The organism is Parasynechococcus marenigrum WH 8102 (assembly GCF_000195975.1).
Lineage (GTDB): Bacteria > Cyanobacteriota > Cyanobacteriia > PCC-6307 > Cyanobiaceae > Parasynechococcus > Parasynechococcus marisnigri.
In genome coordinates, this window is record NC_005070.1 from 1,167,753 (window position 1) to 1,190,559 (window position 22,807).

Sequence of the window (22,807 nt, forward strand, 5' to 3'; positions counted from 1 at the left end):
AACCGTCACTTGAGTCAATGTAACGAAGATTTGCGCAGCTGTGGAAATTTTCTCAGAAATGCGACTACGCCCTCACACCTGTAGCACCGCCTCGTTTCGTTGCCCCTCCGCCTCCAGACGCTGCGCTTCGGTGGTTCCGTCGGCATCGGGAATCTGCGCCGCCATCAATCGCAGCCACTCCATCAACTGCTCGAGTTGCTTGTCCATCGGCAGCACCCCAAGCCCTCGAGCCATCACCTTGTGTTGAAGGGCCTTACCGCTCTGGTACACCAACCGACCATGCAGGTGTTGAGGTAAGCCCTGCCGAAGCAGCCGGAACGCTGGTTCCTCCATTGGCGTTTCCAGCACGATGTTGGGTTTCTCCGGTTTGATGCGGGCGACACCGCAACGTTTGGCCAGCAGTTTCAACTCCATCAACTGCAGCAGGGATTGCACCGCCGCCGGCAGCGCCCCATACCGATCGGCCCAACCGGCGGCCAACTCCACCAGGGCCTCGCCGGAGCGACAGTCGGCCGCAGCGCGATAAGCGGCGATTTTTTCATCGGGATCCGTGATCCAGTCCGCGGGCACAAACGCTGTAACGGGAAGGTCAACCTGTGTGTCGTCGACACTGGGAATGTCCTGGCCCTGAATCTCTGCCAGGGATTCCTGCAGCATTTCCATGTAGAGGTCAAAGCCGATGGTTTCCATCTGGCCGCTCTGCTCCACGCCGAGCAGGTTGCCGACTCCACGGATCTCCATGTCGCGCATGGCCAGCTGGTAGCCACTGCCCAGTTGTGCGAACTCCTGGATGGCTCGCAGTCGTTGCCTTGCGTTGTCACTGAGCGAACCATTGCCGGGATAGAACAGCCAGGCATGGGCCTGAATGCCACTGCGCCCCACACGACCCCGCAGTTGGTAGAGCTGGGCCAATCCGAAGCGGTGGGCATCCTCGATCAGAATCGTGTTCACCCGTGGAATGTCGAGTCCGCTCTCGACAATGGTCGTGCAGAGCATCACATCGGCTTCTCCTGCGTTGAAGGCCACCATGGCGCTCTCCAGTTCACCCTCCGCCATCTGGCCGTGGGCCACCAGCAGCTTCAGGCCGGGCAGCATCTCCCGCAGTCCGGCGGCCACGTCCTCGATGCCCTCCACCCTGGGCACCACGTAAAACACCTGTCCCCCGCGATCCAGTTCCTGGCGGATGGCACTGCGCACCGCTTCCGGATCCAGGGCTGCCAGGTGGGTTTTGATCGGACGACGCAGTGGCGGTGGTGTGGTGATCAAGCTCATCTCCCGCACGCCTGACAGGCTCATGTACAGCGTTCTGGGAATCGGTGTCGCCGACAGGGTGAGAACGTCGACGTCCTTGCGGAGCACCTTGATCTTTTCCTTCTGGTTGACGCCGAAGCGCTGTTCTTCATCGACCACCAGCAGACCAAGCTGTTGGAACGAGGCCCCTTTGCCCAAGAGCTGATGGGTGCCGACCACCGCATCGATGGTGCCTCCCTTGAGGCCCTCCAGGATCGTCTTGCGTTCCGATGCTGTGCGAAAGCGGTTCAACAGCGCCACCTTGATCGGATACGGCGCGAAGCGTTCACTCAGGGTGCGCCAGTGCTGCTGCGCCAGAACGGTGGTGGGGGCCAGCATGGCCACCTGCTTTCCAGCCGTGATCGCTTTGAAGATGGCGCGGATGGCCACTTCCGTCTTGCCGAAACCAACGTCTCCGCAGACCAGGCGATCCATCGGCTCCGCCTTCTCCATGTCGCGCTTTACATCGGCGGTGGCCTTCAGCTGATCCGGCGTCGGTTCATAGGGGAACGATTCCTCAAGCTCGTTCTGCCAGGGACCATCACTGGGGAAGGCGAAGCCATTGGCCTGATGCCGCTCCGCGTAGAGCTTCACAAGGTCCATTGCCACCTTGCGGACCGCTTTCTTGGCTCGCTCCTTGGCCTTGGTCCAGGCAGCACCGCCCATCTTGCTGAGCTGTGGCGGCGTTTCACTGGTGGCCCGGTAGCGGCCGAGACTGCCCAGTTGATCCGCTGCAACGCGCAACAGTCCGTCGGCGTACTGCACCACGAGGTAGTCGCGCACATCGCCTGAGACGGCCAACTTCTCCATCGCTTTGAACCGTCCGATGCCGTGGTTGCGATGGACGACGAAGTCGCCTGGCCGCATCTTGTTGGGGTCCACCGTGCGGCTGGCCGCCTTGCGGCGACGTCGCACGTAGCCACTAGAACCCAGGGTCTGTTGGCCGAAGAACTCACGGTCGGTGACCAGAGCTAGGCGCCAGGCCGGTAGTTGCAACCCCTCCAGCTCCGCCGTGCCGGCGGATTTCAATGCAACGGGCGTGTTCTGTTCAATCAGCCTTTCAATCGCCGGCGCATCTGCTGGATTGGGAACGAAGCGGCCGATGCAGTCGTGTTCCTCCAGCAAGGCCACCGCCCGGCTGGGTTGAGCAGAAATCAACCAGACCGCGGTTTTCTCCTTCTGAAATCCTTTGATGAGCTCGCCGAGTTTGCCGAACTGATTGGGATACGCCGGCATCGGACGACTGGCGAGGTCAAAGCTGTTGGGATGGCCGTCCTCCTCCAGCAGCTCTGCCATGTCAAAGCCATGGAATGCCTCGGCCAGGCCATAGGCCTTGTCGATCGTGCGCTGCAGAACAGCTGGCCAGAGCAGATCACGTTCCTCCTCCGATAGGCCCAGTTCGCTGGCCATGTCGCTGTAGTGGTCGATGGCGTGATCCAGCCACTGCTGGCCGTGGGCGACTCCGTGACGGCGCTCATCGATGACCACCGCAGCGGAGGCCGGCAGATAGTCGAGCAGGCATGCAGGTTGTCCCCAGGCCAGTCCCATCAGGCGTCGTAACCCCTCCGGCGTGCCTCCCTCCAGCAGTTCTTCTGTGGCTTCGTCCCCCAGCAAGCGATCCAGCCCTTCCGGCATCGACTCCCGCAGCTGATCGGCCACCAGGGGGCTAAAGCCCGTGGGGGTGAGCTGCAGGCGATCCACCGGGTCCAGTGAGCGCTGGGTGGCTGGATCAAATTCTCGAAGTTTGTCCAGCTCCTCTCCGAAGAACTCCAGCCGCACCGGCAGTTCGCTGCTCACCGGATAGATGTCAACGATGTCGCCGCGTCGGCTCCAGGTTCCTTCCTGGTCGATGGTGGACATCCGTTCGTAACCGAGGCGAGCCAAGGTTTCGGCTAGCTCGTCCAGGTCGAGCTCGTCACCCTTTTTCAGGGTGCGACAGGTGGCCTCGAGTGCCTGTCGCGGTGGCAGATGGGGTTGAAGACAGCGTTCGGTGGCCACGATGGCTTTCCCCGCTGGATCGTCGGTTCCAATCAGGTCACTCAGCACCTGAAGCTGTCCCCAGATGATTTCACTGGTGGGATCGAACGGTTCGTAGGGCGATCCCTCGCTGGTTGGGTACAGACTCGCGCTGCTCCACCCCATCAATTCCAGAAGCGCTGTCCAGCGACCGGCTTCCTCCAGGGTCGGCACCACCAACAGCAATGGCCTTCCTTCTTTTTGTGCCAGGGCGCTCGCCACGAGAGCACGACTGATCCGACCGGCCCCCCGCAACAACAGCCGTGCATCACGTTCGGTGCGCTGCAGCAGTTCGCCAGTGAGGGCTGCTGAGCGCAGCTGTGTCACCAGGGAACGCAGGGGCATGGCGGGACGGAATCGGCAAACGCTGATCTTCGCAATAGGGTGCGACCAATCGCGTCAGCACCATGCCGCGCTACCGCTGTCCATCTTGTTGCTGTGGGCCGGCCGTGGTGTTGAAGCCACCAAGGGGCGCGCTGCCGGTTTGTTTCCGTTGCGGCGAGCTCATGGAAAAGCAGCCACTCGTCCGTCCTTTCCCGTTGGTGGTGCTTGTTGCTGTGGGCAGTGTTTTGGTGATGTCGTCCATTCCCTTGATGCAGGGCCCGACTCCACCTCGACCGATCAATCCAGAGCGAAGCGCATGATTTAAGACGTTCAAATGATTAGTGATTGAAAATCACTTTTGTTTTGTGTGCTTCGTCGAAATAAACATCTCTAAAACTTTTTCATGTCTAACGTTGAAGGGCAGTCAGTCCTTGGCATACGGCATGCAGAGGATCGAATATCCATGCAATGCTTTGATGCCGTCAGCAAGCTGTTTGTGGGCAATGTATGTACTAGAACCTAACGAAAGTTGTCGTTGCGAAAAATGGAGACTCTTAAGGTCGGACCGTCGCTGGCTATTGGTTCACTTCCAGCTGGAATCAACTCTGTTGCCCATTGATAAATATCTGCATCAGGATTGAACCCTCGGAAGACAACGTTGGCTTGCTGGCCTGGTTGAATCGCTGGATCAAAGCGAATACTCAGCTCGTCGTCAGTTTGTGACATTGTTGCCTCACCAAGCCCGGGTTCGCCACGACGACGAAGGCTGTATTCACCGAGATACACCTCTGGATTCTTGGGTCCCCATGTCCATTGGTCGAGACTGGTCAGCTGAGACAGCACCAAACGCTCCAACTCGGCCCCAGCATCCTCTGGAACGCGGACACTGATGGTGGTTCGATTGCGTTGACCTTCCGTTGAGGAGGGATTGTGGATGCTCACCTTTGTTGGTGGTCTGCGGAAAAAGGTCTGTGCCAATGCAGGCCCACTGTTCATCAGCAGGACAAGTCCGGACAACAGCCAAGAGGTGAACCAGGTCACGTGGTGGTTTGTTCGATCGTTCAAGGCTAGAAGCAACTCAGAATGGGTTCCAGTGCCGATTGCCGCTAGCTCATCTCATCTCTTCGAAAGGAACTGCTGCATCAAGACTTGGCTATGGCCTGCTCCTCCAGGAGCATATTTTTTGCTTATAACCCTGTTGCTGCAGGGGGTCTGAGGCTAAATGGTAATTAGTGTGCGCATAAAAGTGCGCAAAGGCTGAGTCCTGCCAAAGGGCGCTTTACCAAGGCCAGCACTGGGATGTCGGCTTTTTTCAAGCTTAGCCGGGAAAGCTTGATTATCAAATAAGGACCACCGAGGCGGTCCCTATCTGCTGCGCTGAGCCACCAGTCCACCGTAAAACTGGCTGTTTTCATAATACTCAAAACAGCTAAGCTGTAAGTATCTCAAATACGCGTTTTAGTGCCCAAACGTTAGCTACCTATTCAGGCTGACCTGATCATCAATCGTCTTCGTCTTGAAGCCAGCATTGAACGTCAGCGTGCAGTCTTTGAAATTGATGATGACGCACCACATGTGCCGTCCTACGACCCACTAGCAAATCCCCAAAGCCGTCGCATAGCAACCCATGTCAGCTGAATTTCAATCAATCGACGATCAGATCAAGGCGTCGTACCAATCTGCATCACAAGTCGAAACTCAGGCCCGTCAGCTTGAAGCCAGAATCGCCAAGATCGATGGTGCAAAGCGATACCTGCCATCACGTCGTTACGGTCAACCGATCGACATAGCAAAAATCAGGTCAAACCTGACACTTACATCGCTTATTGCACAAGATTCCGCAGAGCTAGCTCACTTTTGCGGTATCCACCCTGGCATTCGTCACCGTATGGACGAGGAGAAGGAGGCCAGAGCCCTTGCAGCGCAGGCCCTGCAGATGCGCACTGAAGCTCTCCGCCAGCAGAACCAGCAGCGTCAGCAGCAGGTGCAGCAACGTTCTCAACTCTCTCCGTGGCAACGCGGTTACGGGAGCGTCTGATGCTTGCTCGTCCTCATCCCGCCCTGGGCTGGCTGCACATCAGCCCCGCCGACACCAGACGTGTCATGGATCGTCTGCTCACTGAACGTGATGCAGCTCTCGAAGTCGACCCAACCTTCAGTGGTGTGCCGCAGTCGTTCATCGACTGGACATGGCAAACATGGTTGCCATCACACCTGCATCGCTACGAGCAGCAGGTGCAGGAACACCTCAGCTACCTCAACTTCAAGATCGCTGAGCTGAACGGTGATCTTGAAAAAGCTGCTGGCGGCATCCTCGACAGCCGTGATGAAGCCGTTGATCTTCGTGATCGCTTGCAGCGTGAGCTTGATGCTCGGGAGCTGCCGTCATGACTCGCTCAGGCCTCTAACCAACGCAATCGCCATGGATGCCCCTACTGCCAAGAAAAAACTGTTTCCATGCCCGAAAACCAAGTGGCAGCAACGTATTCCAATCAGCAGCTACCGCCGATACAACCGCTACCCATGACCAACATCCTTGATCACGTCTCACCAACACCAGTCCTTGAAGTAGACGTCTGGCCACGCTCAGCAACGCGCAAGGAATGGTTCGCCATCACCAGGCGCATCATTCAAGACACCATCGCTGATATGAACCTCGATCCTGCTGCTGAAGCAGAAGTGATCGAGGCCTTCAAAGGTGCAGGGCTGTTGTGAATGATTGGGAGCTGACTAACTAATGGTCGTGCAGCTGCAGCTCAATCTCTCCATAGAAGAGAGCCTAGCGCCAACGATGGCCACGCACAGGGTGGTGGTGAGTAGCAGTTCATTGAGCATCTTTTCCTCGTTGTCTCTGTCCTTGGTCTATGACAAATAGTCAGCACTTGTAGCTCTTGTTACAAGCCTGAATGGAGTGAAAACCAGCCAGCAAGAGCTGCAGGCTCAGTCACTAGGCACTGCAGCGGATTTCTAAGATATCTTGCAAACCAGCGAAAATCACCTGCCATCACTAATTACAGAAAGCCTGAAAAATGACCTGAAGCAACCAATTCAATTAGCTATACTGTTAACACCAGTTGCACGGGAGGAGTTGGGGGATGTTCAGCGCAAAGGGTATTAGGGTAACTTGATCATTCCTACCATCATTGACCTCCATAATTAGAGCATCACGTCCAAATCAAGAAATGCACTGAAATCATGGAATACGTTGATTTTCTAAATAGCAACGCCAGGATCGTTCACAATCAGGTAGTCAAGGCTGGGTATCAGATAATAGAGAACTCTCCCTATTGCCTTATGGCAAAACAGATATTGGCATTGCACAACGGAAGAGAAAAAAAGATTTATCTATGCACACAAAATCTCAAAAATATCTTGGTTTGGAGTGCTCCGACGGGTCCGAGAAATGTGTTCGCAAAGTCTAAAGTAAAACAAGCAAGATTTTATATGAGCAAGGCCCTTACACATGAAGCTGTTCATGCAGCCCAGTATTGCAATAATAATAACCTAATTGCCCCAGAAAGATCATCTTCTGTTGTTACCGATTTCAAAAAACAAGCTATACAGCTCTCCCTTGCTGTTGGAGGAACAAAACAAAGGGAGGAAGAGGCCTACCTACTAGAAACAAACCCAGCATTCGTTGTAGCGGCACTTAAGAGATTTTGTTTTTAATTTTTGCAGCCCTAAGCATTAATTGTTAACCGCTCTTTTTTTGCATGCATTTTAAATCATTATCCCAGCTCTTCCAGCAACGCATTACAGTGGAAGCTTCCGCCTCTAGCTACCTCAAAACTAAGTTTCTTACTGCAATGCCGTAAGGAATGGCTTACAACGTGCTGCCATTAGTGAATAAGAGAATTTACACGAAACTCCTAAGTCGAAGCCTATACGACTACACCGCGAAATTAGCGCTAGTCCATGTTAGGTGCGAATAGAACATAAAAAGCCTTTCAGCCGATAATTTGCCGTCCTAGTAGTACACATAAACTATATGCAAGTACACTGGTAGTGCCATTTGTTGCATTGGATGCAGCTTATCAAGTTAAAATTTGTCATTATTTATTTTTATAAAAATGTAAGTGCTTCTTAAACTACTTGTTTCGTTGACGACTATTTCATTTTCAAACATTGTGCAATTGCAATTATTAGTTCCATCGATTTGCACGACTCATTACGGATACAAAGAGCCGCTTTCTGCGGATTGGATCAAGATCGGCGAGGAAACCGGTAAGGATGGAATCACTACGCCAATTTTTACCGTTTGCAAGCCAGCTTAATCAAATTGAGAATAGTGCTTGAAATTATATACTCAAATTTCTAAATTAGAATTATTTACCATTGATCGTTCTTCACAATCGTCATCATTCCTTAACATCAAGTGAACTAATCAAAGAATTTGAGGGCATAGCCGCAAATTTGATTGATTGTAATGATTTGCAAGCCTTTTGAACTATAGGCCCGATACTTGTATCATTTGCTTCTCAAATTTGATTGCAAACATCGGCGACAATCCTGGACTCGTAAATATTCACGGGAATCTGCCATTCTTTCCACTGACCTTCAGAACCTGTGGAATTAAAAAGCCTGTCTTGGCAATAAACACCAATAAAAATTCTCTGATCTTTATTGTTCTTAGCAGGTATAACAACAGCAAAATCATTTTTGCGAGCATATTTGAAATCTAAGCGAAGGGGACCATACTTTCTTTCTTGTGCAATTGCATTAGATGCAAGAGAAACGACGCATAAAAATCCGAGAAATCGTTTCATACATGAAAATAGTTGGGAGGCTGCATAATTTTTAGATTTTGCAGGCTCTGGCTGTAGGAGTTCAATGTTGCGAAAAGGGGCCATAATGGTGGCAAGCCTGCGGGTCTGAAGGAATAAATTCCTCTCTGTAAAGTAGCAGTCGATAAATGTCGATATGTTGTTTTAGGTACCAACCCACTGTCAACAGAGCCCACTAATGTAACCATGCCAAGTACTCCTGGCGTATGCAAACATTTATCAGGAAATGTCTGGAACTCAACAAATAACTCTTAAATAAGTGACATTTGAGCAATAGTTTAGCCTAAATCAGCTTGTAACTAGTGACAGCGACTTAATCCCACAAGACTCTCGGTTGGAACCTGCCATTACGGCGCTCATCAAGTATAGCTTCAGCAACATCAACTTCACAAGTAATGCTTTCCAGTGGGCAGGCCAAAGCGCGAAAAGGCCTATGTGAGCCTTCAGCGATGAGGCTTCCAATTGATTGGGCGTTGGTGATGTGGATCGTCATTTGTTAAATCCTATTCTCTTAGGTCTAAACCTGCTCCGTCGGAGGTAGTCGTATCACATCTCACCAAACAAACGCCCAAGCCACACCAACGTCAACTGTGATTCTCCTCCAATCACTTAGGTGATTTGAAGAAACCCTCACTCCAAGCTGCGGTGGCCCGCAGAGGCTTGAGAAGCTCCGTCAGCGTGACAGTAGATACAGCACTCATTGATCGTCGCTCCACAAACTTGACGCGGCAAAACGCCAAGCGATGATTGAACTTGCAGAGGCACCGAACGCGAGAAATGCGATCATCATCTGGGAAGTATTCACGGGTAACATAAGAGAATGCTTCCAAGCTACTCACTAACGACTAACGCTGTTGTTACCAATTTGCAGCAGCAACAACTGGTCACGTAATACGCGCGTCATCTCAGCAATGCCGCTGACCCAATAAATCGCCGCTGATCACCATGGCAAGGACTACCGCGAAAGAACGTTTAGCCCGAAGGGAACATGCGTTGGCGTTGCTTGCTGACGGCAACAGCTTTAGAACAGTTGCGGCGCTTGTGTCGGGAAAGTACGGGGTGTCTGAGAAGACTGCTCAACGGGACTTGACTTGGGCGAGAAACAGACTGGTAGGAGAACTGAGTTCGACGGAAGTCAAAGAGCTGTTGGCATGGTTCTGCCATAGAACTCAGACCATCGTTCAGAAAGCCGAGAAAGCAGGTGCTTACGGTGCTGCTGTTGCTGGCATGAACCTGATTTACCAAGCGGTGCTGTCGCGCGAGCTGGACAGTATTCACAGCAATCGGCATCGGGGATACGGCAACCGACACGGGAACTACAAGGGTTAAGGCCGAGTTGCGCACTATTTGCGCACAATGATGCCCTTGATATCAGGTATACCAGCCAGCAAGGTCTATCTCGGCTCCTGACATGCTCCTGATGTGGGAGATCAGGCATGGATTCTCCTTTCAAGGTCGTTGTCTCTGAGTTGGCTTTCAACCCTTTCAACCCTTTCAACCCAGTGCTGTTCATCCCAAAAAGAAGAGGTTCAGCAGTTGGCTATGCAATAGGAAAGGGTCGAAACCCTAGAAAGGCGTCAGGCACACCTCCTGCTTTTTAGCGGTTGAAAGGAAACCACCTTTCCGCGCTTGTGGTCTGAACGGGTGAGCTTCTCCACCAACCTTTTGTTGGCCAAAGCATCCAGCGCCTGCAGAGCCTTCTGACGGGCGTTGTCCCCCAGCTCTTCAGCCATTGCCTTGGCAACCTCAGCTGGCTCCATGGCCCGGCTAGTGAGCATCCAGTGCTCTTCCACCAACGACAGCACTTCACTGTGCCGTTCGGTGAGTTTTGCCCTGACTTTGCTTAGGTCCAGCTGTTCGCTGATGGTGTTGCTGTCGCCGTGGCAGGACCAAATGGCACGGTCAACCTGTTCAATCACGCAGTCCACCGACTTGCTGCTGCGCCCCTCTGTGGTGAGCCGCACCCAATTGTCTTCTTTAGCGTCGGGGTTGAGCCAATGCAGGTTCACCACATGACTCGCCATTCGGCTGAGCCCCCTTCCTGCTGATGCGTTGGAGGCACGTTCATGTGCCCGTGATTTGGAACTGTGGTGCAGCAACACCGTGGTGATGTTGAACGGCGCGATGCTCTCCAGCAGGTTCTGAAGAGGCTGGACAGCAGCGTCACTGTCGGAGTCCAGACCAAGCGGTCCAATCAGCGACAGAAAGGCATCTAGTACCAGCACTGCCCAGGGGTTTTGTTCGCAGTCAGCGGTGATTTTCTCAATGCCTGCCTCATCAAGATGCAGCCCGTGTTCACGGGTGTAGAGCCGCACAACGGGATCACACACCCTGTAGTTGTCCAGGTCGGTGCGAATCATCAACCCGTTGGGCACCATCACCTCACGCCAATCAGCCAAGGGTTGATCGGTGCCAACGATGATCACCTTTGGGCATGGTGGAGCCAGGCTGAAGCGTTCAAGGAACTCACCTCTGCCCTTGGCCAGTTCGCCAAGGATGTTGCACACCACAGCCGACTTGCCGACCTTTTGAAGGGCAACCACCAGCGTCAGGGTCCGCGCTGCAATGAGGTCCTGAGCTAGCCAACGCTCCTCTGGAATCTTGAACACGTCATCTGGGCTGATGCCCTCTGACTCCCCGCGCAGGTTGGCGCGAGCCGTTGCCACCACAGCCGCCAGATCCTTGCCGGTGAGGCTCAGCCCTAATTCACCAGCCTGTGCCCGCAGCAGGATGTTTCGCTCATGCCACGGGGTCTTGGCGACTAGGTGGTGCTCCGCCGCATCGTGCAGTTGAGCCAACGCATCAACCCTGTCGCTAAGGGCTTTGGCCTCTGGTCGTTTTGATGGATCAGCGGCCTCAACCTGATCAACGATTGCGTGTAGTTCAGCGTGCATAGCGGCTCCATCCGTGTTGCTTGGCGTGGAAAAACAACGTTCCTGCACCGATCTGTTCGCCACCAGAACGGTCAACTTGCACAACGTCCCAACCGCATGAATGGCTAGGGCTGTGAGCCTCCATCAGGTCAATGGCTACCTGTTCATCGACGTCAATGTCTCGGCAGGCCGCCATCAAGCCCCACAAGATGTCGCGGTAGTCGGCATAGGTGCCTGAACCTTCAACACGCTGTGGGATTGCTTCCAGTGCGTTGACGATTTCCCGCAGTGGCAGTGAGTTGTGCCGACCGCTGGTAAACCGCTTCCTGGCAGCAGGTTGCGGCTTTGGCACCGGCAACTGTGGCAGCACTGCATCCAGCTCTTCAGCTGAATAACGCGGGCCGTCCGCACTGATGATTTGAACCTGACCCTGGGATTCACCACTTCGGTTGATGTAGTGGCTCCCTGCCATCCGCATCATGCGGTTTTTGCCTTTACGGGAGCGATCACACCCTTCAGCTGCGATGTGCAGCCTTTCCATCAGCACGGTCCAGAGCGCCGGTTCAATGGGGCTCTTCAACCCCAGATATTGGTGGATGCTCTTGCCTTGTGTGTCGATCTGGAAGGTTGGCTCCAGACCAAGGAGTGATTCGCACAATCCAACCTGTTTAGACCGTGGTCGGTCATCGTGTTCAAAGAACAAGGTGCTGCAAAGGCTGATGTCCTTTGCTTTGGTGCCGCCGATGTTGGGCTGCAGGTAAATCCCGTAGCCCTGGTTGTTCAGATCCTGGAAATGTTCCAGGTCCATGGCGAAGTTGCCATTGATGGCTCCACCGGCTTTGCCTTTGTATGGGATGGCACGGATGTGGACATCACGTTCATCCCTGCCAAGCAGGTCCAGATGCCAATGGGGCTTGGGCTGCATCAATGATCAGTTGCGCACCACCTTGCGCACTGACGCCCCGGGAGGCGTAACTTGCTTCAGTAGTGCCAGTGCATTTGGATGCAGCAACCTGCTGCTTGTATAGCAGTTTGGGGCTTAGCCTTGAGGTATCACGGGCCTCATGGCTGCTCAATTTTTGGGCAGTCATTTTTTTATACCTCGCGGTCTGCTTGTTTCTTGAACCGGCGGTAATCCCGCATGTGGTGCTCAAAAGAGTCCTGCCACATCTCTCTGTTGTCTTGGCTGCGGTGCTGTTCCTGTGCCCGTTCGGCGCACACTGATGCGTGACGCGCAGACTGCAGCATTTTTTCCTGCGCGGTTAACTTGAACGGCACTTTCTTGCCGTTGTCATCAAAGGTTTGGCGCTGCATCAGACCAACTCCTTAATCAGTTGTTCTGCCTGCCGACGAAGCTGACCGCGTCGGCTCAGCAGCTCCTGAATTGCTGCAACTTCCCAGCGAATCGGGCTTTTAGGAGTTGGCCCCGAAAACCAGTGCTCACCTTCGATTAAGGGACCACCTTGAGAGTCCTTTAGTCGTTGGAGATGGCCCTGCGACAGGCAGAGCATGGGGGCTGCAGCTGATGTCTTGAACAGCTGCCGAATACTATCTGGCATGGAAATAGGCGCACGAAGGTAACGTGCAGCGCCCCCTTGTCTCGTCCGGAGCAACTGCGACCCGTTCCAGAGCCTTCGTGTTTGGGCAGTACCCCTAACCGTCGCCTAGCCGGTTAGTGCTTTGTTCCTTTGCAGGATTCCGACCGTCACATGATGCTGTGATCGCTGGCAAGCCAGAAATGTCGGGGCCGAACTCAGAGAATTCCTTCGTGGGCAGGGTGAAGAGTTTCGCTTACCAGCACGGTGAAGTTCAAATGAACATCACGTTCATAATGTAACCACATCCATTCGGTTCTGCGCAACCCTGATGTATTTACATCTCTGAATTGACCCGTTCAACCTCTGCTTTGAGGCTGGCGGCGTCAATCCAACGGCCATACCAACGTTGATGCGTCACCAAATCGTGGCCCATCAACTTTGCTGCAGCACGGTGCGACATCTTCGTGTCTCCGTAGTTTGCGCGCCATGCAAATCCGTGCCGCAAACTATATGGCGTGATGTCTTCCGTTCCAGGGTTGGATTTCAAATTTTTCCATGCTCTGCATCTAACGCAGAGCATTTGCCGGAACTCCACCCCGACGTAACTGAATGAATCAATGTGGTTCGGATGGTCAGGCTTCATCCTGTCAATTTGAACCTGCAGTGCCGCTGGTAGTTTCGCCTTGCCTCCAAAAAACTGCTGCAGGACTTTGGCACCTTCACGATTGCGCCCTTTGATTTCCAGGGGAAAGATGTCCCTGGCCTCAGGCGGATGCTTCATCTGTTTTGTGTTCCGCTTGGTGCTGACAACCCTTGCCTGACCATCAACCTGGTGCAGGGTTGCAAGTTCGCTTGGACGGATGCCGCAATATCCAACAATCGCCACGGCAACATATTCACGGACCCTGCCCTCTTCCAGCAGGTCATCCAATAGTTCAACGAACATATCTGGCTTGATTGCCGGAGTGAGTGCATGTGTTGTTGAAACTGTCTTAAACCCCACCAGCTCTTCAATCTGCTTTCTGTCCGGCGGTAGATACCTTTTCGGCATCCCGCAAACATCAACGGCGAATTTTAAAAATCTGCCGATGTCGTCCAGGCTCTTTTTGCGACCGGATGCACCTGCCTCAATCTGAGCGCCTGGTTTGTGCTCCTCACCATTAGGGCCAAGGAAGTGGACTTCCTTATATGCCTGCATCAACCCCAGACCAGTCCTGGGCTTTGGTTTGTGGTGGTTCAGTAGAGCCATGGCCCGCTCCAGCCTGTAGTCGTAGTCCCGCAGGGTTTTCCAGCGGCAGCTTGATTTCGACTTGAGGAATTTTTCCAAGACGGCATCCCAGCCTTTGTTCGTCGTCAGGCCATGGCCGGACTGAGCTTCCGCTTGCTCATCAAGGGTGTCGGCGTTGATCTTGGCAACTTCGTTCAGTTCTTTTTGAGGATCAGCCTGAAGCGCCTTGGCTATGGCGATGACCTTGTTGAGGATCTGGCGCTTGCTGGATGCCTCCCAAGGGAACGGCAGCATCACGCTGCTGCGACGACCGTCTTCAGTCCTGTGAGTCAGCTTGCAGGAGCCAGACAAGTTGCCGTCGCTGCGCTTATGGCCGCAGACGTTCCAGCCCAAGCCGATTTCGGTCTTGATGTCTTGCCGCAGGCTCTTGGCCCACTCCTCACCAGACCGAAGCTTTGGCATCTCCTGGGTGCTGCCCTGTGCGCATTAGTGTGCGCAAAAACATGGATACAAGCAACCACAAGTGATCACATTTGTGCGCAACCTCGCCGGTCAATGCAGCGCAGATCAAAGGCTGGGCCTGTGTTTATGAGGATTCTCAGGCGACTTATGAGTTTTTCAGCGACTGCTCCTCCAGCAGCATGTTGAATTGCAGGAGCTGTTCGTCGGTAAGTTGCTGACGGCTGCTGGCCTGCAGATGCTCCTGCAGAAAGCCTCGAGCCTGCTCTGCCTTCCAGCCCAGCTGTTTGAGCATTTGATCGCCCTGTGTGATCAGATCACTGCGGCGAATCGGAATGTGGGCTTGATCCGGCTGCTCCTGGGGCTGCAATTGCCGTAGCTGGCGCAGGTAGGCCACCAGATCTGCATAGCGGGTCAACCGATGGCGACTGGCATGGCCGAAGGCCCGTTCGAGGTAAACCCGTTCCTGATCTCGCCCCCAGCCAATGCGCTTCAGCTCCAGATCGATGGCGGTGAGTTCTTCGCTCCAGTCCTCCGGATCTGTCGGTGTTTCTGATGGTGGATCCGATGGGGGAGCGATCAGTTGCGGTGTCTCTGCTGCAGGCGGCTGATCCACCGCGACCGGCTTCGCCATTGCCCTCGGTTGTTTGATCGGTGCCGGTTGAGAACGGGATTCCGCCACCCGAGTCTGAGGAGGCGTTGGCTCTGGCTTTGGTTCGGGGGCGACCTGCGGCTTGGCATCAACCCCCGCAAGCTTCTCTTGCAAGCGCCGCCGGGCGCGCTCTTCTGCGTCTTCCGCATTGGCAGCTTCGCCCAGGCAGCTGGCGATGCAGCGCTCACCATTCCAGGCCTCGACGCGCACGATGCAGCGCAGGGTGTCGACGTGACACAACTCGGCTCGTACCTGCATCCGTCTGGAACCTTTGCGCTCTTTCTAGGCTGCCGCCATGGACATCACGGCGCTTCCCTCTCTCACCGACGTTTTTGAGGGCGCAGATCAATGGGGCGAGGTACTGGCTTTACTGCCTGTTCTTGTGATGTTGGAGCTCATTCTCTCCGCTGATAATGCCATCGCACTTGCGGCGATTGCCCGTTCCAGCCGCAGTCCTGAACAGGAGCGTTTGGCCCTGAACATCGGCATCGGCCTGGCGATGCTGCTGCGGGTTGGCCTGATCGCTCTGGCTCAGTGGGTGTTGCAGAGCGCATGGGTTCAGCTTCTCGCTGCCGCCTATCTGTTCTGGCTGTTCATCAATCACCTGCGTCAGTTTTCTCAGGACAACGCCGATGACGCGGCTGCGACGGTTGTGTCGACCCAGGCCAGGAGCCTGATGCAGACCGTTCTGCTGCTTGGTTTCACTGATCTGGCCTTCTCGATTGACAGCGTTGCGGCGGCAGTTGCGGTGAGTGACCAGCTCCTGTTGATCAGCACGGGGGCCGTGATCGGAATCATTGCCTTGCGCTTCACGTCCGGGCTGTTCATCCGCTGGCTGGACGAGTACGCACGGCTCGAGACGGCCGGGTTTCTGTCCGTTGCTTTTGTGGCCCTGCGTTTGCTGGTCCACGTTCTGATTCCACAGTTCAATCAACCGGATTGGTTGACCATGCTGGTGGTGTTCTTGTTGTTCGCCTGGGGCTTTTCCGTCCGTTCGCCGATGGAGGCCGATCATGCTGGTTGAGCTGCGTCAGGCCGGTAGCGAAGCGCTGCTGGATCGACTGGACCTGGAGAACGCGCCCCAGCCAGGGCGCTGGCTGGAAACGGAGGAGCAAAGTTTTCTGGTGTTGCAGCGACGTCATCGCTACACCTTGCGGAATGGCCGTTATGAAATTTCGTCGGTTGCCTTATTGGTCAAACCCCAGATCAGGCCCGCCGATGCCCAGCGTTGGCGGCATGGCTGGGTGATTGGCGACCCCGACTGCCGCTTCAACGCCCGTAGTCCTTTGCTCCGTTGTGCTGTTTGGCCGGAAGGGCCCTGCGACAACTGCACCCATCGGGAGTTGCGATGACCCAGGACGGCTGGATTCGCACCACTTTGGTGTGCGGGCATGGCGTGGCCTCTGGCTGTAGCACAACGTCCCCCTATCCGGAGGGAACCATTGCCATGCAGCGACCGTTGTTTGCCCAGCTTGGGCTCGATCTCTCTGACTGCTGGCCTGGAACGTTGAATCTCAGCGTTGCGCCACTGGAAGTGCAACTTCGCGATCCCGACCACACGTTTCCCCATCTCCACTGGACAGACCTGCACCCACCGGAAACCTTCTCTTTCTGGCGCATCACCGTCCAATCAGCTGCTGATGACGAGGTTCCAGCCTGGATCTATTACCCCCATCCGGAAACGAAGGAGCGACACCAGCAGCCCCGATCCGTGATGGAGGTGCTAGCACCAAGGCTGAACTCGGCTTGGCCTGGTACCGAGCTGCTGCTTTGCGACTCCATGCAGCGCATAGATTGCGTCGATGGTCTGCGGCTGCGGGCTCAGTTGCTTGAGTTTTTGAAATTCCGCGTGCTCGCCGCCCAGGATGGATTTTTCGTGGAGTCCAGCGTTGAGGAACGCCGGGCCTGGCTTGCTCAACACCATCCCCAGGCGCTGGTGTTGAACGATGCTTCCCTGCAGATGGTGTGGGACCGAGCCCACGTGCTCTACACCGAGTCGTGAGGGCCAACGCCACACAAAGGCCAGCCTTCTTAATATTTGTTCATTCGAACGGGTTCAGTTGATGGCGCCTGAAGATGCTTTCCAGCGCGAGGTCTTCCGCCGCGAGCTGGATGATGAAGCCGATGCATCGCGTCTGCGGGCGCTTGCGCTGGAGCTTTACGACCTGTGGCAGCGCCAGCGCTCGGTGACGAATCAGCTGGTTCTGCAGGACATCCGTCAGTCCTGATCTGGCTCAGTTATCTCCAATGGACTGCTGTTCGGCGGCAGCCATTTGTTGAACGAGGGCCTGGCCACGGCTTCGGGACTTGCCCTCCAGTTGCGCCTCTCTGATTAATAGCGGGCAGCCGGAACTGCTCACCACAAGACCCAGGTCCTGAATGCAGGCCAAAACGGTGCCACCGGCATGACCTCCTGTGGGCCACTGACCGACGAGCTCCTGAGCCTCTGGGCTGAGTTGATCCTTCAGACGATCGATGAGGGGTTCTGTCTGCGTCAGCTTCAGACGTTTGCCGTTCCAGCTGGTCTGTGCGCCGGGATAGAGCCCCATGACCTGGCGGTGGATGGCCAGGGCGGAGTTGCTCCAATCGATCTGGTAATCCTGTTTGCAGAGCATTCGGGCATAACAGCTGGCTTCGGCCTGGTGCTGCACGCCGAGCCGATGCAACCGTTCATCGGTTGGACCCGCACCAACTGCTTCGATCAGCGGCATCGCCTCCACCATCAGCTCCGCCGTTAGGCCACTGAGTTTTTCCGCCAGTGCATGGGCATTGTCCTGAAGCCCGATGCTCAATCGGCGTTCCAGCAGCACCGGACCAGTGTCCAGGCCTTCCTCCATGGCCATCACGCCGACGCCGGTTTCCGCATCACCGTCGAGGATCGACCATTGAATTGGGGCCGCCCCGCGCCAGCGCGGCAACAACGAACCGTGACCGTTCCAACACCCCAGTGGCGGTTGTTCCAACACCTCGAGCGGCAGGATCTGGCCGAAGGCCACCACCACAGATGCATCAGCTTTGAGGGCTGCCAACTGCGCCTGGCAGTCAGAATCTTTCTTGATCCGTTCTGGCGTGAACACCGGCAGGTTGAGGTTCAGGGCCTCTTGTTTCACGGCCGAAGCCACAAGCTGTTGCCCCCGCCCTCGGCGGCGATCCGGCTGACTCACCACCCCAACGATCGTGTGCCCGGCCTGATGAAGCTGTCTCAGGGTGGGCACGGCATAGGCCGGTGTACCCCAGTAGAGGATGCGCAAGGTCAGGCTTCCCCAGTGATGGAGAGGCCCTCCACCCAGACGTGGGGCGCCACACCACGATGGGTGACCTCCTGTATTGGTTCCAGGTGAAGAATCGATATCAACAGGCTGCGGATGTCTCCGGCAACTGTTGCTGCCTCCACCGAGATCCTTTCCCCGCCTTTCACCAGCCATCCATCGAAGGGGAGCGAAAACGATCCCTGGGTGGCTTTGACCCCGGCATGAAGGGCGGAAAGATCTTCGATCAGCACAAAGGTGTCGGCTTCACGGGTGTGATCCAGCTCTTGGCCGCTGGTTTGCCCCGGGGTGGTGCCAACGACGAACCAATCGGGACCGACGGAGACCTTGGCTCCAAGGCCGGCATGGCCGGTGGGCTTCACCCCGAAGGCTCTGGCCGTGGCCTCTGAATGCAGGAAATTACGAAGACAACCGGACTCGATCAACGACAACCTTTGAGTGGGTGTGCCCTCGCCATCGAAGGGAGAGGCGCTGATGTGATCCGGGTGCAAGCCATCGTCCTCAAGCGATAGGAACGGGACTGCCAGGGTCTGACCAAGGCTTTCGCGGGTGCTGAGGCTGACTCCATCGAGGACGGCCCTCGCACTGAACATGCTGCTGAAGGCACCGATCAGGGAGAGGAAGGCTTCCGGTGTGAAACACACGCGATAACTGCCGGTTTCGATCGGCTGGTAGGCCAAATGACTGACGGTTCGTTCAACCGCTTCATCAATGCATCCCTGGATGTCCAGGTCGCTGCTGCCGAGGGCCATGCGGATGGCACCGGAACTGCGGGGCTTGCGGCCGCTCTCCTCAGCCCGGGCATAGAGATACAGGCTGGCCTGGGTGCGCTCCATCGTGCGGATGGCACCATCGCTGTTGAGATAAAGGTTGGTGGACAGCGACTCGGCAAGACCGTTGTAAGGAACGGTTTGGATGGCTGGATGACGGCTGAGCAGCTCCGCTTCCGCTGCACGCAAATCCTTGAGCAACGGCAGGATGCCCTGACGTGGCATCAGGGGACGATCCAGTTGCGGCAATGGATCCGTTGCCATCGGTGAAAACTGCGGCACATCATCGGGATTGCCGAATGCACTGGCCTGTTGGGCCCCTTCCAAGGCACGGGCCAGCCCGGAGTCCGTCAAATCAGTGGTGCTGGTGATGCCCACCAGGCCATCACTGTTCCAGACTCGCACCGTGATCGAGCTGCGCTGAGCAGCCTTCAACTGTTTGGCTTCGCCGCGGTCCACCTGGACTGAGCAGTCATCGCTGCAGGCGGCTCCAAGATCCCACTGACGGATACCAGCGGACGTTGCCAGCGTGTGAACTCGATTTCTAAGCTTGCCCGCATCGAGGGTGTTGTTGGTCATGGTCAGCGACCTCCCACCGTGATCGAATCCACCTTGATGTGGGGTTGCCCGACGGTGACGAAAATGCTGCCGCTGACGGAGCCGCAGTAACCGGCGGCAAGATCCAGATCATCGGCACACATCGAAATCCGAGGCATCACGTCCTTGGCATCACCAATCAGCGTTGCTCCCTTCACCGGGCGGGTGAGATTTCCGTTTTCGATCAGGTAGCCCTCCTCCACAGAGAAGTTGAACTGACCAGTGGGACCCACACTGCCGCCACCCATCGACTTGCAGTAGAGGCCCCGTTCCACAGAGGCGATCAGGTCGTTGGGTTTGTGCGGCCCTGCATCGATGTAAGTGTTCCGCATCCGGCTGGCGGCGGCGAAGGCATGGCTCTGACGACGTCCGCTGCCCGTGCGCTGATGACCTGTGCGCAGTTCACCGGCGCGATCACTGATGAAACGCTGCAGAACGCCGTCCTTGATCAGCACTGTGCGCTGGGGCTCCATACCCTCGTCGTCCATGGATAGCGACCCGAAGGCACCACTGCTCAAACCTTCATCAATGGCCGTGACGGCTGGATGGGCAATCAGCTCACCCACTTGCTCCGCAAAGGGTGTCGTGCCCCGTTCGATCTGGGTGGTTTCCAGCAGATGTCCGCAGGCTTCGTGGAAGATCACACCACCGAAACGGTTGGCCAGTACCACGGGCATCTGTCCAGCTTCCACGTAGTCGGCGCGGAGCATGGTGCCGGCGCTCTCGCAGACTTCAGCAGCGCTGGTTTCCACGTTCCAGGTAAAGAGATCATCTGGGCGATCAGTGCTGCCGTAGCGACGACCCACGCTGGAGCGATGGTCACCATCTGCCGCCAACACGGATAGACCCGTCGACTGGTGCAGACGGATATCACGGGCGAACGTGCCATCGGAGGCAGCCACCAGAACCTCCTGCCAATCCCGTGCGTAGCTGCCGCGACGCACCTGAAGGTGCTGACCAAGCCGTTCAAGCTGGGATGTTCCCTCCAGCAAGCGGGAACTGGCATCAAGCATCGTCGGGCATTGCTGCAGCCAACTGGTTTTCTCGAGGGCGTAATCCTTGAGTGCTCCGAGGCCTTCAAACGTTGACTTGCCAGCCAAACCGTTGCCTTCCAGGTTGAGCATGGCCAGCGCCTGATCCAACGCCCGGGTCAAGCCGTCAACGCTCAGATCATTGGTGCTGACGAATCCATCCCGTCCGTTGAGAAACACACGGATGCCAGCCCCACGGGCAAAGGTGGGATTGACGCTGGTGATCCGCTCCTGCTCAGCCAGGAGACCGAGGTGATCGGTGTGTTCCAGGAACACTTCCACCAAGTCAGCTCCGGCGCCGCTGCCGCGCTGCAGCAGGGCCTGAAGGGTGGAACTCCAGGCCTGGGAAAAGGATTCAGTCAATGATCAACGCACGGCGGGCTGGAACTTGGCGCTGTCAATCGGAGACATCAAGAACAACTTGGCCATTTCGGCACCATTGCTGATCCAGCGGGGAAGTTTCTTGAAGAGCTTCAGGGGGGCAGGGCTGGAGCTCCGATCGGCAGCCTCGAGAGCTGCGTTGTTCTCAACCAGACGTTCAAGACGTGTCCAGAATTTGGGATTATTCACATCGAGAACAACAGGGAAGACCCGGGCTGTTGTTTCGTTGGTTTTTTCGATCACCATCTTGTCGTAGGTGCGTGCATCGAGCCCGAGTGCCTCGTAAAACTCCTTGCGGGCCACATCACGCACGTACATGGTGGCGAACACGGCAAGCAGGAAGAAGCGACACCACAGCTTCGCGATCGGACCACGCACCGTGTCGGGCTGAGACTTCATCAGGGCATCAAAGAAGTCGCCGTGACGGTTCTCGTCCTGACACCAATTCTCGAAAAAGTTGAAGATCGGGAAGATTTTGCTCTCGGGATTCTTCTCAAGGTGGCGGTAGATGGCGATGTAGCGCCAGTAGCCGATCTTCTCGGATAGATAGGTGGCGTAGAAGATGAATTTGGGTTGGAAGAAGGTGTAGTCCTTGTTCGCGGTGAGGAAGCCGAGATCCAGCTGCATGCCGAAATCACTCATCGCTTTGTTGAGGAATCCGGCATGGCGGGCTTCATCCCGTGCCATGTGGGCAAAGCATTCAGCCAGCAGGGGGTTTTGCTGCTTGATGCGACGGCTCAGTTCCTTGTAAAGGAGAAAACCAGAGAATTCCGACGTGCAGCTCTGTTCCAGGAATTCAACGAAGACCCGACGGGTCTCGGGGTCAAGTTTGTCTGCAGCACCGTCAAAGTCGTCGTTGCGAACGAAGTGATGGCGGTTGTAATCCTTGCGGAATTCCTCGCAGATGGCCTCCAGTTCTGCCTCGTTGGGACGCAGATCCATGGCAGCCATGTCATCAAAGTCCGTGGTGTAAAACCGCGGTGTGAGGATCGTGTCTTTGACAGGATCCTTCGTTGCAACGGCGTTGGCTTCTGCGACGGCGGTTGGAGGGACCATCGGCTCCGATTTCACGTGGAGACCAATGTAGGGCTGACAGTGCGGAGTTCGAGCTGATCAGTTACGTCCGAGCCATTTCTGTCCATTCAGCCGTTGCAGCAGTCGTGACACCAGCAGTGGCAGCGACATCCGCTTTTCGTCGATCAGGAACGACTCCAGCAGGGTCGGTTCACTGCCGGCTTCAGCCAGGGCGATCAGCTTGGGGCTGGTGATGTCGGCGCTGCCAAAGCAGAGCCAGAAGCGCCTGCCGCCTGGCAGCTCACCAATCACCATCGGACAGCTTCCCCCGACCACCGGGCGCTCCCCCTCAACGCGCTCCAGACGATCAGCCTGGATGCCGTTGTCCTCGAGCTGCTTGCTCACCGCAGGGATGAACAGGGTGTCGATGAACTCCGGAAAGGGCTTGTCTTCCGGTTTCGGGGGTTTCGGCTTCGGCTTGGGGGCCGCTTTTGTGTCCTCTTGGGCCGCAGCAGAGGCCGTATCGGGAGTGTCGCTCACCGGGTCCTGATTTCTAGGTGAACTGTAGTCAGCGTTGGTCG

General features: G+C 55.9%; 23 protein-coding genes. 10 read left to right on the top strand and 13 right to left on the bottom strand.

Annotated elements, in window-relative coordinates:
• Positions 1-72: 72 nt before the first annotated feature.
• Positions 73-3,651, bottom strand: coding sequence for a transcription-repair coupling factor (mfd, locus tag TX72_RS05905; RefSeq protein ID WP_011128042.1), 3,579 nt, complete (start codon positions 3,649-3,651; stop codon positions 73-75).
• Between the two features lie 62 nt (positions 3,652-3,713).
• Between mfd and TX72_RS13180 the strand changes: the two genes are divergently transcribed.
• The gene (locus TX72_RS13180) at positions 3,714-3,950 is read left to right on the top strand and encodes a hypothetical protein (protein ID WP_071820841.1); all 237 of its coding nucleotides are present in this window, start codon (positions 3,714-3,716) and stop codon (positions 3,948-3,950) included.
• A 199-nt stretch (positions 3,951-4,149) separates the two neighbouring features.
• On the opposite strand, the gene TX72_RS05910 is transcribed toward TX72_RS13180, so the two are convergent.
• Positions 4,150-4,671, bottom strand: a complete 522-nt coding sequence (locus TX72_RS05910; RefSeq protein WP_225867746.1) for a DUF2808 domain-containing protein — start codon at positions 4,669-4,671, stop codon at positions 4,150-4,152.
• A gap of 586 nt (positions 4,672-5,257) precedes the next feature.
• Between TX72_RS05910 and TX72_RS05915 the strand changes: the two genes are divergently transcribed.
• The 4 genes from TX72_RS05915 (at position 5,258) to TX72_RS13885 (ending at position 7,299) form a co-directional block, all read left to right on the top strand.
• Positions 5,258-5,668, top strand: coding sequence for a hypothetical protein (locus tag TX72_RS05915; protein WP_011128045.1), 411 nt, complete (start codon positions 5,258-5,260; stop codon positions 5,666-5,668).
• A complete protein-coding gene (locus TX72_RS05920) occupies positions 5,668-6,021 on the top strand; it encodes a hypothetical protein (protein ID WP_011128046.1) in 354 nt (117 codons plus the stop codon). Before TX72_RS05915 ends, TX72_RS05920 begins: the two co-directional genes overlap by 1 nt.
• Before the next feature lie 132 nt (positions 6,022-6,153).
• Positions 6,154-6,345 (top strand): hypothetical protein, encoded by a 192-nt coding sequence (locus TX72_RS05925; protein ID WP_042503455.1) that lies wholly within the window; start codon positions 6,154-6,156, stop codon positions 6,343-6,345.
• Positions 6,346-6,825: 480 nt separating this feature from the next.
• Entirely contained in the window at positions 6,826-7,299 is a 474-nt protein-coding gene (locus TX72_RS13885; RefSeq protein ID WP_011128048.1) for a DUF8637 domain-containing protein, read from the top strand.
• Positions 7,300-8,108: 809 nt separating this feature from the next.
• Here the strand turns inward: TX72_RS13885 and TX72_RS13890 are convergent.
• Positions 8,109-8,480, bottom strand: coding sequence for a DUF8654 domain-containing protein (locus TX72_RS13890; RefSeq protein WP_011128049.1), 372 nt, complete (start codon positions 8,478-8,480; stop codon positions 8,109-8,111).
• 879 nt (positions 8,481-9,359) lie between these two features.
• On the opposite strand from TX72_RS13890, the gene TX72_RS05930 reads away from it, so the two are divergent.
• Entirely contained in the window at positions 9,360-9,743 is a 384-nt protein-coding gene (locus TX72_RS05930) for a hypothetical protein (RefSeq protein WP_011128050.1), read from the top strand.
• A 248-nt stretch (positions 9,744-9,991) separates the two neighbouring features.
• Here the strand turns inward: TX72_RS05930 and TX72_RS05935 are convergent, their stop codons facing one another.
• From TX72_RS05935 to TX72_RS05960, 5 genes are all read right to left on the bottom strand, one after another.
• The gene (locus tag TX72_RS05935; protein ID WP_011128051.1) at positions 9,992-11,308 is read right to left on the bottom strand and encodes an AAA family ATPase; all 1,317 of its coding nucleotides are present in this window, start codon (positions 11,306-11,308) and stop codon (positions 9,992-9,994) included.
• A complete protein-coding gene (locus tag TX72_RS05940; RefSeq protein WP_011128052.1) occupies positions 11,298-12,212 on the bottom strand; it encodes a hypothetical protein in 915 nt (304 codons plus the stop codon). Before TX72_RS05940 ends, TX72_RS05935 begins: the two co-directional genes overlap by 11 nt.
• Positions 12,213-12,382: 170 nt before the next feature.
• Positions 12,383-12,601 (bottom strand): hypothetical protein, encoded by a 219-nt coding sequence (locus tag TX72_RS05945; RefSeq protein ID WP_042503460.1) that lies wholly within the window; start codon positions 12,599-12,601, stop codon positions 12,383-12,385.
• Positions 12,602-13,159: 558 nt separating this feature from the next.
• Entirely contained in the window at positions 13,160-14,515 is a 1,356-nt protein-coding gene (locus TX72_RS05955) for a site-specific integrase (protein WP_011128054.1), read from the bottom strand.
• A 145-nt stretch (positions 14,516-14,660) separates the two neighbouring features.
• Positions 14,661-15,422: a hypothetical protein gene (locus TX72_RS05960; protein WP_011128055.1), complete on the bottom strand. Its 762-nt coding sequence runs from the start codon at positions 15,420-15,422 to the stop codon at positions 14,661-14,663.
• A gap of 37 nt (positions 15,423-15,459) precedes the next feature.
• Between TX72_RS05960 and TX72_RS05965 the strand changes: the two genes are divergently transcribed.
• The 4 genes from TX72_RS05965 to TX72_RS14150 all read left to right on the top strand — a co-directional run bounded on the left by TX72_RS05965 (position 15,460) and on the right by TX72_RS14150 (position 17,392).
• The gene (locus TX72_RS05965) at positions 15,460-16,188 is read left to right on the top strand and encodes a MeeY/MeeF family manganese export membrane protein (protein ID WP_011128056.1); all 729 of its coding nucleotides are present in this window, start codon (positions 15,460-15,462) and stop codon (positions 16,186-16,188) included.
• Positions 16,178-16,516 carry a DUF6464 family protein gene (locus TX72_RS05970; protein WP_011128057.1) on the top strand — a complete coding sequence of 113 codons (339 nt, stop codon included), beginning with the start codon at positions 16,178-16,180 and terminating at the stop codon, positions 16,514-16,516. Before TX72_RS05965 ends, TX72_RS05970 begins: the two co-directional genes overlap by 11 nt.
• Positions 16,513-17,166: a hypothetical protein gene (locus tag TX72_RS05975; RefSeq protein WP_011128058.1), complete on the top strand. Its 654-nt coding sequence runs from the start codon at positions 16,513-16,515 to the stop codon at positions 17,164-17,166. The genes TX72_RS05970 and TX72_RS05975 overlap by 4 nt, the downstream gene beginning before the upstream one ends.
• Positions 17,167-17,227: 61 nt before the next feature.
• Positions 17,228-17,392 (top strand): hypothetical protein, encoded by a 165-nt coding sequence (locus TX72_RS14150; protein ID WP_158305729.1) that lies wholly within the window; start codon positions 17,228-17,230, stop codon positions 17,390-17,392.
• A 6-nt stretch (positions 17,393-17,398) separates the two neighbouring features.
• Here the strand turns inward: TX72_RS14150 and fmt are convergent, their stop codons facing one another.
• The 5 genes from fmt to TX72_RS06000 are packed head-to-tail and all read right to left on the bottom strand — an operon-like array spanning position 17,399 to position 22,766.
• Positions 17,399-18,415, bottom strand: a complete 1,017-nt coding sequence (gene fmt, locus TX72_RS05980; protein WP_011128060.1) for a methionyl-tRNA formyltransferase — start codon at positions 18,413-18,415, stop codon at positions 17,399-17,401.
• Positions 18,416-18,417: 2 nt separating this feature from the next.
• Positions 18,418-19,782: a TldD/PmbA family protein gene (locus tag TX72_RS05985; protein ID WP_011128061.1), complete on the bottom strand. Its 1,365-nt coding sequence runs from the start codon at positions 19,780-19,782 to the stop codon at positions 18,418-18,420.
• 2 nt (positions 19,783-19,784) lie between these two features.
• Positions 19,785-21,194: a TldD/PmbA family protein gene (locus TX72_RS05990; protein ID WP_011128062.1), complete on the bottom strand. Its 1,410-nt coding sequence runs from the start codon at positions 21,192-21,194 to the stop codon at positions 19,785-19,787.
• Between the two features lie 3 nt (positions 21,195-21,197).
• Positions 21,198-22,268 (bottom strand): magnesium-protoporphyrin IX monomethyl ester (oxidative) cyclase, encoded by a 1,071-nt coding sequence (acsF, locus tag TX72_RS05995; RefSeq protein WP_011128063.1) that lies wholly within the window; start codon positions 22,266-22,268, stop codon positions 21,198-21,200.
• Between the two features lie 57 nt (positions 22,269-22,325).
• Positions 22,326-22,766, bottom strand: coding sequence for a DUF2996 domain-containing protein (locus TX72_RS06000; protein WP_011128064.1), 441 nt, complete (start codon positions 22,764-22,766; stop codon positions 22,326-22,328).
• Between the last annotated feature and the right edge of the window lie 41 nt (positions 22,767-22,807).

What these genes read in the sequence shown, in the direction of transcription:
- TX72_RS05935 (WP_011128051.1), bottom strand. Translation starts at nt 11,308, where the DNA reads ATGCACGCTGAACTACACGCAATCGTTGATCAGGTTGAGGCCGCTGAT.
- TX72_RS05975 (WP_011128058.1), top strand. Translation starts at nt 16,513, where the DNA reads ATGACCCAGGACGGCTGGATTCGCACCACTTTGGTGTGCGGGCATGGC.
- TX72_RS05930 (WP_011128050.1), top strand. Translation starts at nt 9,360, where the DNA reads ATGGCAAGGACTACCGCGAAAGAACGTTTAGCCCGAAGGGAACATGCG.
- TX72_RS13885 (WP_011128048.1), top strand. Translation starts at nt 6,826, where the DNA reads ATGGAATACGTTGATTTTCTAAATAGCAACGCCAGGATCGTTCACAAT.
- mfd (WP_011128042.1), bottom strand. Translation starts at nt 3,651, where the DNA reads ATGCCCCTGCGTTCCCTGGTGACACAGCTGCGCTCAGCAGCCCTCACT.
- TX72_RS05970 (WP_011128057.1), top strand. Translation starts at nt 16,178, where the DNA reads ATGCTGGTTGAGCTGCGTCAGGCCGGTAGCGAAGCGCTGCTGGATCGA.
- TX72_RS05955 (WP_011128054.1), bottom strand. Translation starts at nt 14,515, where the DNA reads ATGCCAAAGCTTCGGTCTGGTGAGGAGTGGGCCAAGAGCCTGCGGCAA.
- acsF (WP_011128063.1), bottom strand. Translation starts at nt 22,268, where the DNA reads ATGGTCCCTCCAACCGCCGTCGCAGAAGCCAACGCCGTTGCAACGAAG.
- TX72_RS05915 (WP_011128045.1), top strand. Translation starts at nt 5,258, where the DNA reads ATGTCAGCTGAATTTCAATCAATCGACGATCAGATCAAGGCGTCGTAC.
- TX72_RS05985 (WP_011128061.1), bottom strand. Translation starts at nt 19,782, where the DNA reads ATGACCAACAACACCCTCGATGCGGGCAAGCTTAGAAATCGAGTTCAC.
- TX72_RS05965 (WP_011128056.1), top strand. Translation starts at nt 15,460, where the DNA reads ATGGACATCACGGCGCTTCCCTCTCTCACCGACGTTTTTGAGGGCGCA.
- TX72_RS05920 (WP_011128046.1), top strand. Translation starts at nt 5,668, where the DNA reads ATGCTTGCTCGTCCTCATCCCGCCCTGGGCTGGCTGCACATCAGCCCC.
- TX72_RS05940 (WP_011128052.1), bottom strand. Translation starts at nt 12,212, where the DNA reads ATGCAGCCCAAGCCCCATTGGCATCTGGACCTGCTTGGCAGGGATGAA.
- TX72_RS13890 (WP_011128049.1), bottom strand. Translation starts at nt 8,480, where the DNA reads ATGGCCCCTTTTCGCAACATTGAACTCCTACAGCCAGAGCCTGCAAAA.
- TX72_RS14150 (WP_158305729.1), top strand. Translation starts at nt 17,228, where the DNA reads ATGGCGCCTGAAGATGCTTTCCAGCGCGAGGTCTTCCGCCGCGAGCTG.
- TX72_RS13180 (WP_071820841.1), top strand. Translation starts at nt 3,714, where the DNA reads ATGCCGCGCTACCGCTGTCCATCTTGTTGCTGTGGGCCGGCCGTGGTG.
- TX72_RS05945 (WP_042503460.1), bottom strand. Translation starts at nt 12,601, where the DNA reads ATGCAGCGCCAAACCTTTGATGACAACGGCAAGAAAGTGCCGTTCAAG.
- TX72_RS05925 (WP_042503455.1), top strand. Translation starts at nt 6,154, where the DNA reads ATGACCAACATCCTTGATCACGTCTCACCAACACCAGTCCTTGAAGTA.
- TX72_RS05960 (WP_011128055.1), bottom strand. Translation starts at nt 15,422, where the DNA reads ATGCAGGTACGAGCCGAGTTGTGTCACGTCGACACCCTGCGCTGCATC.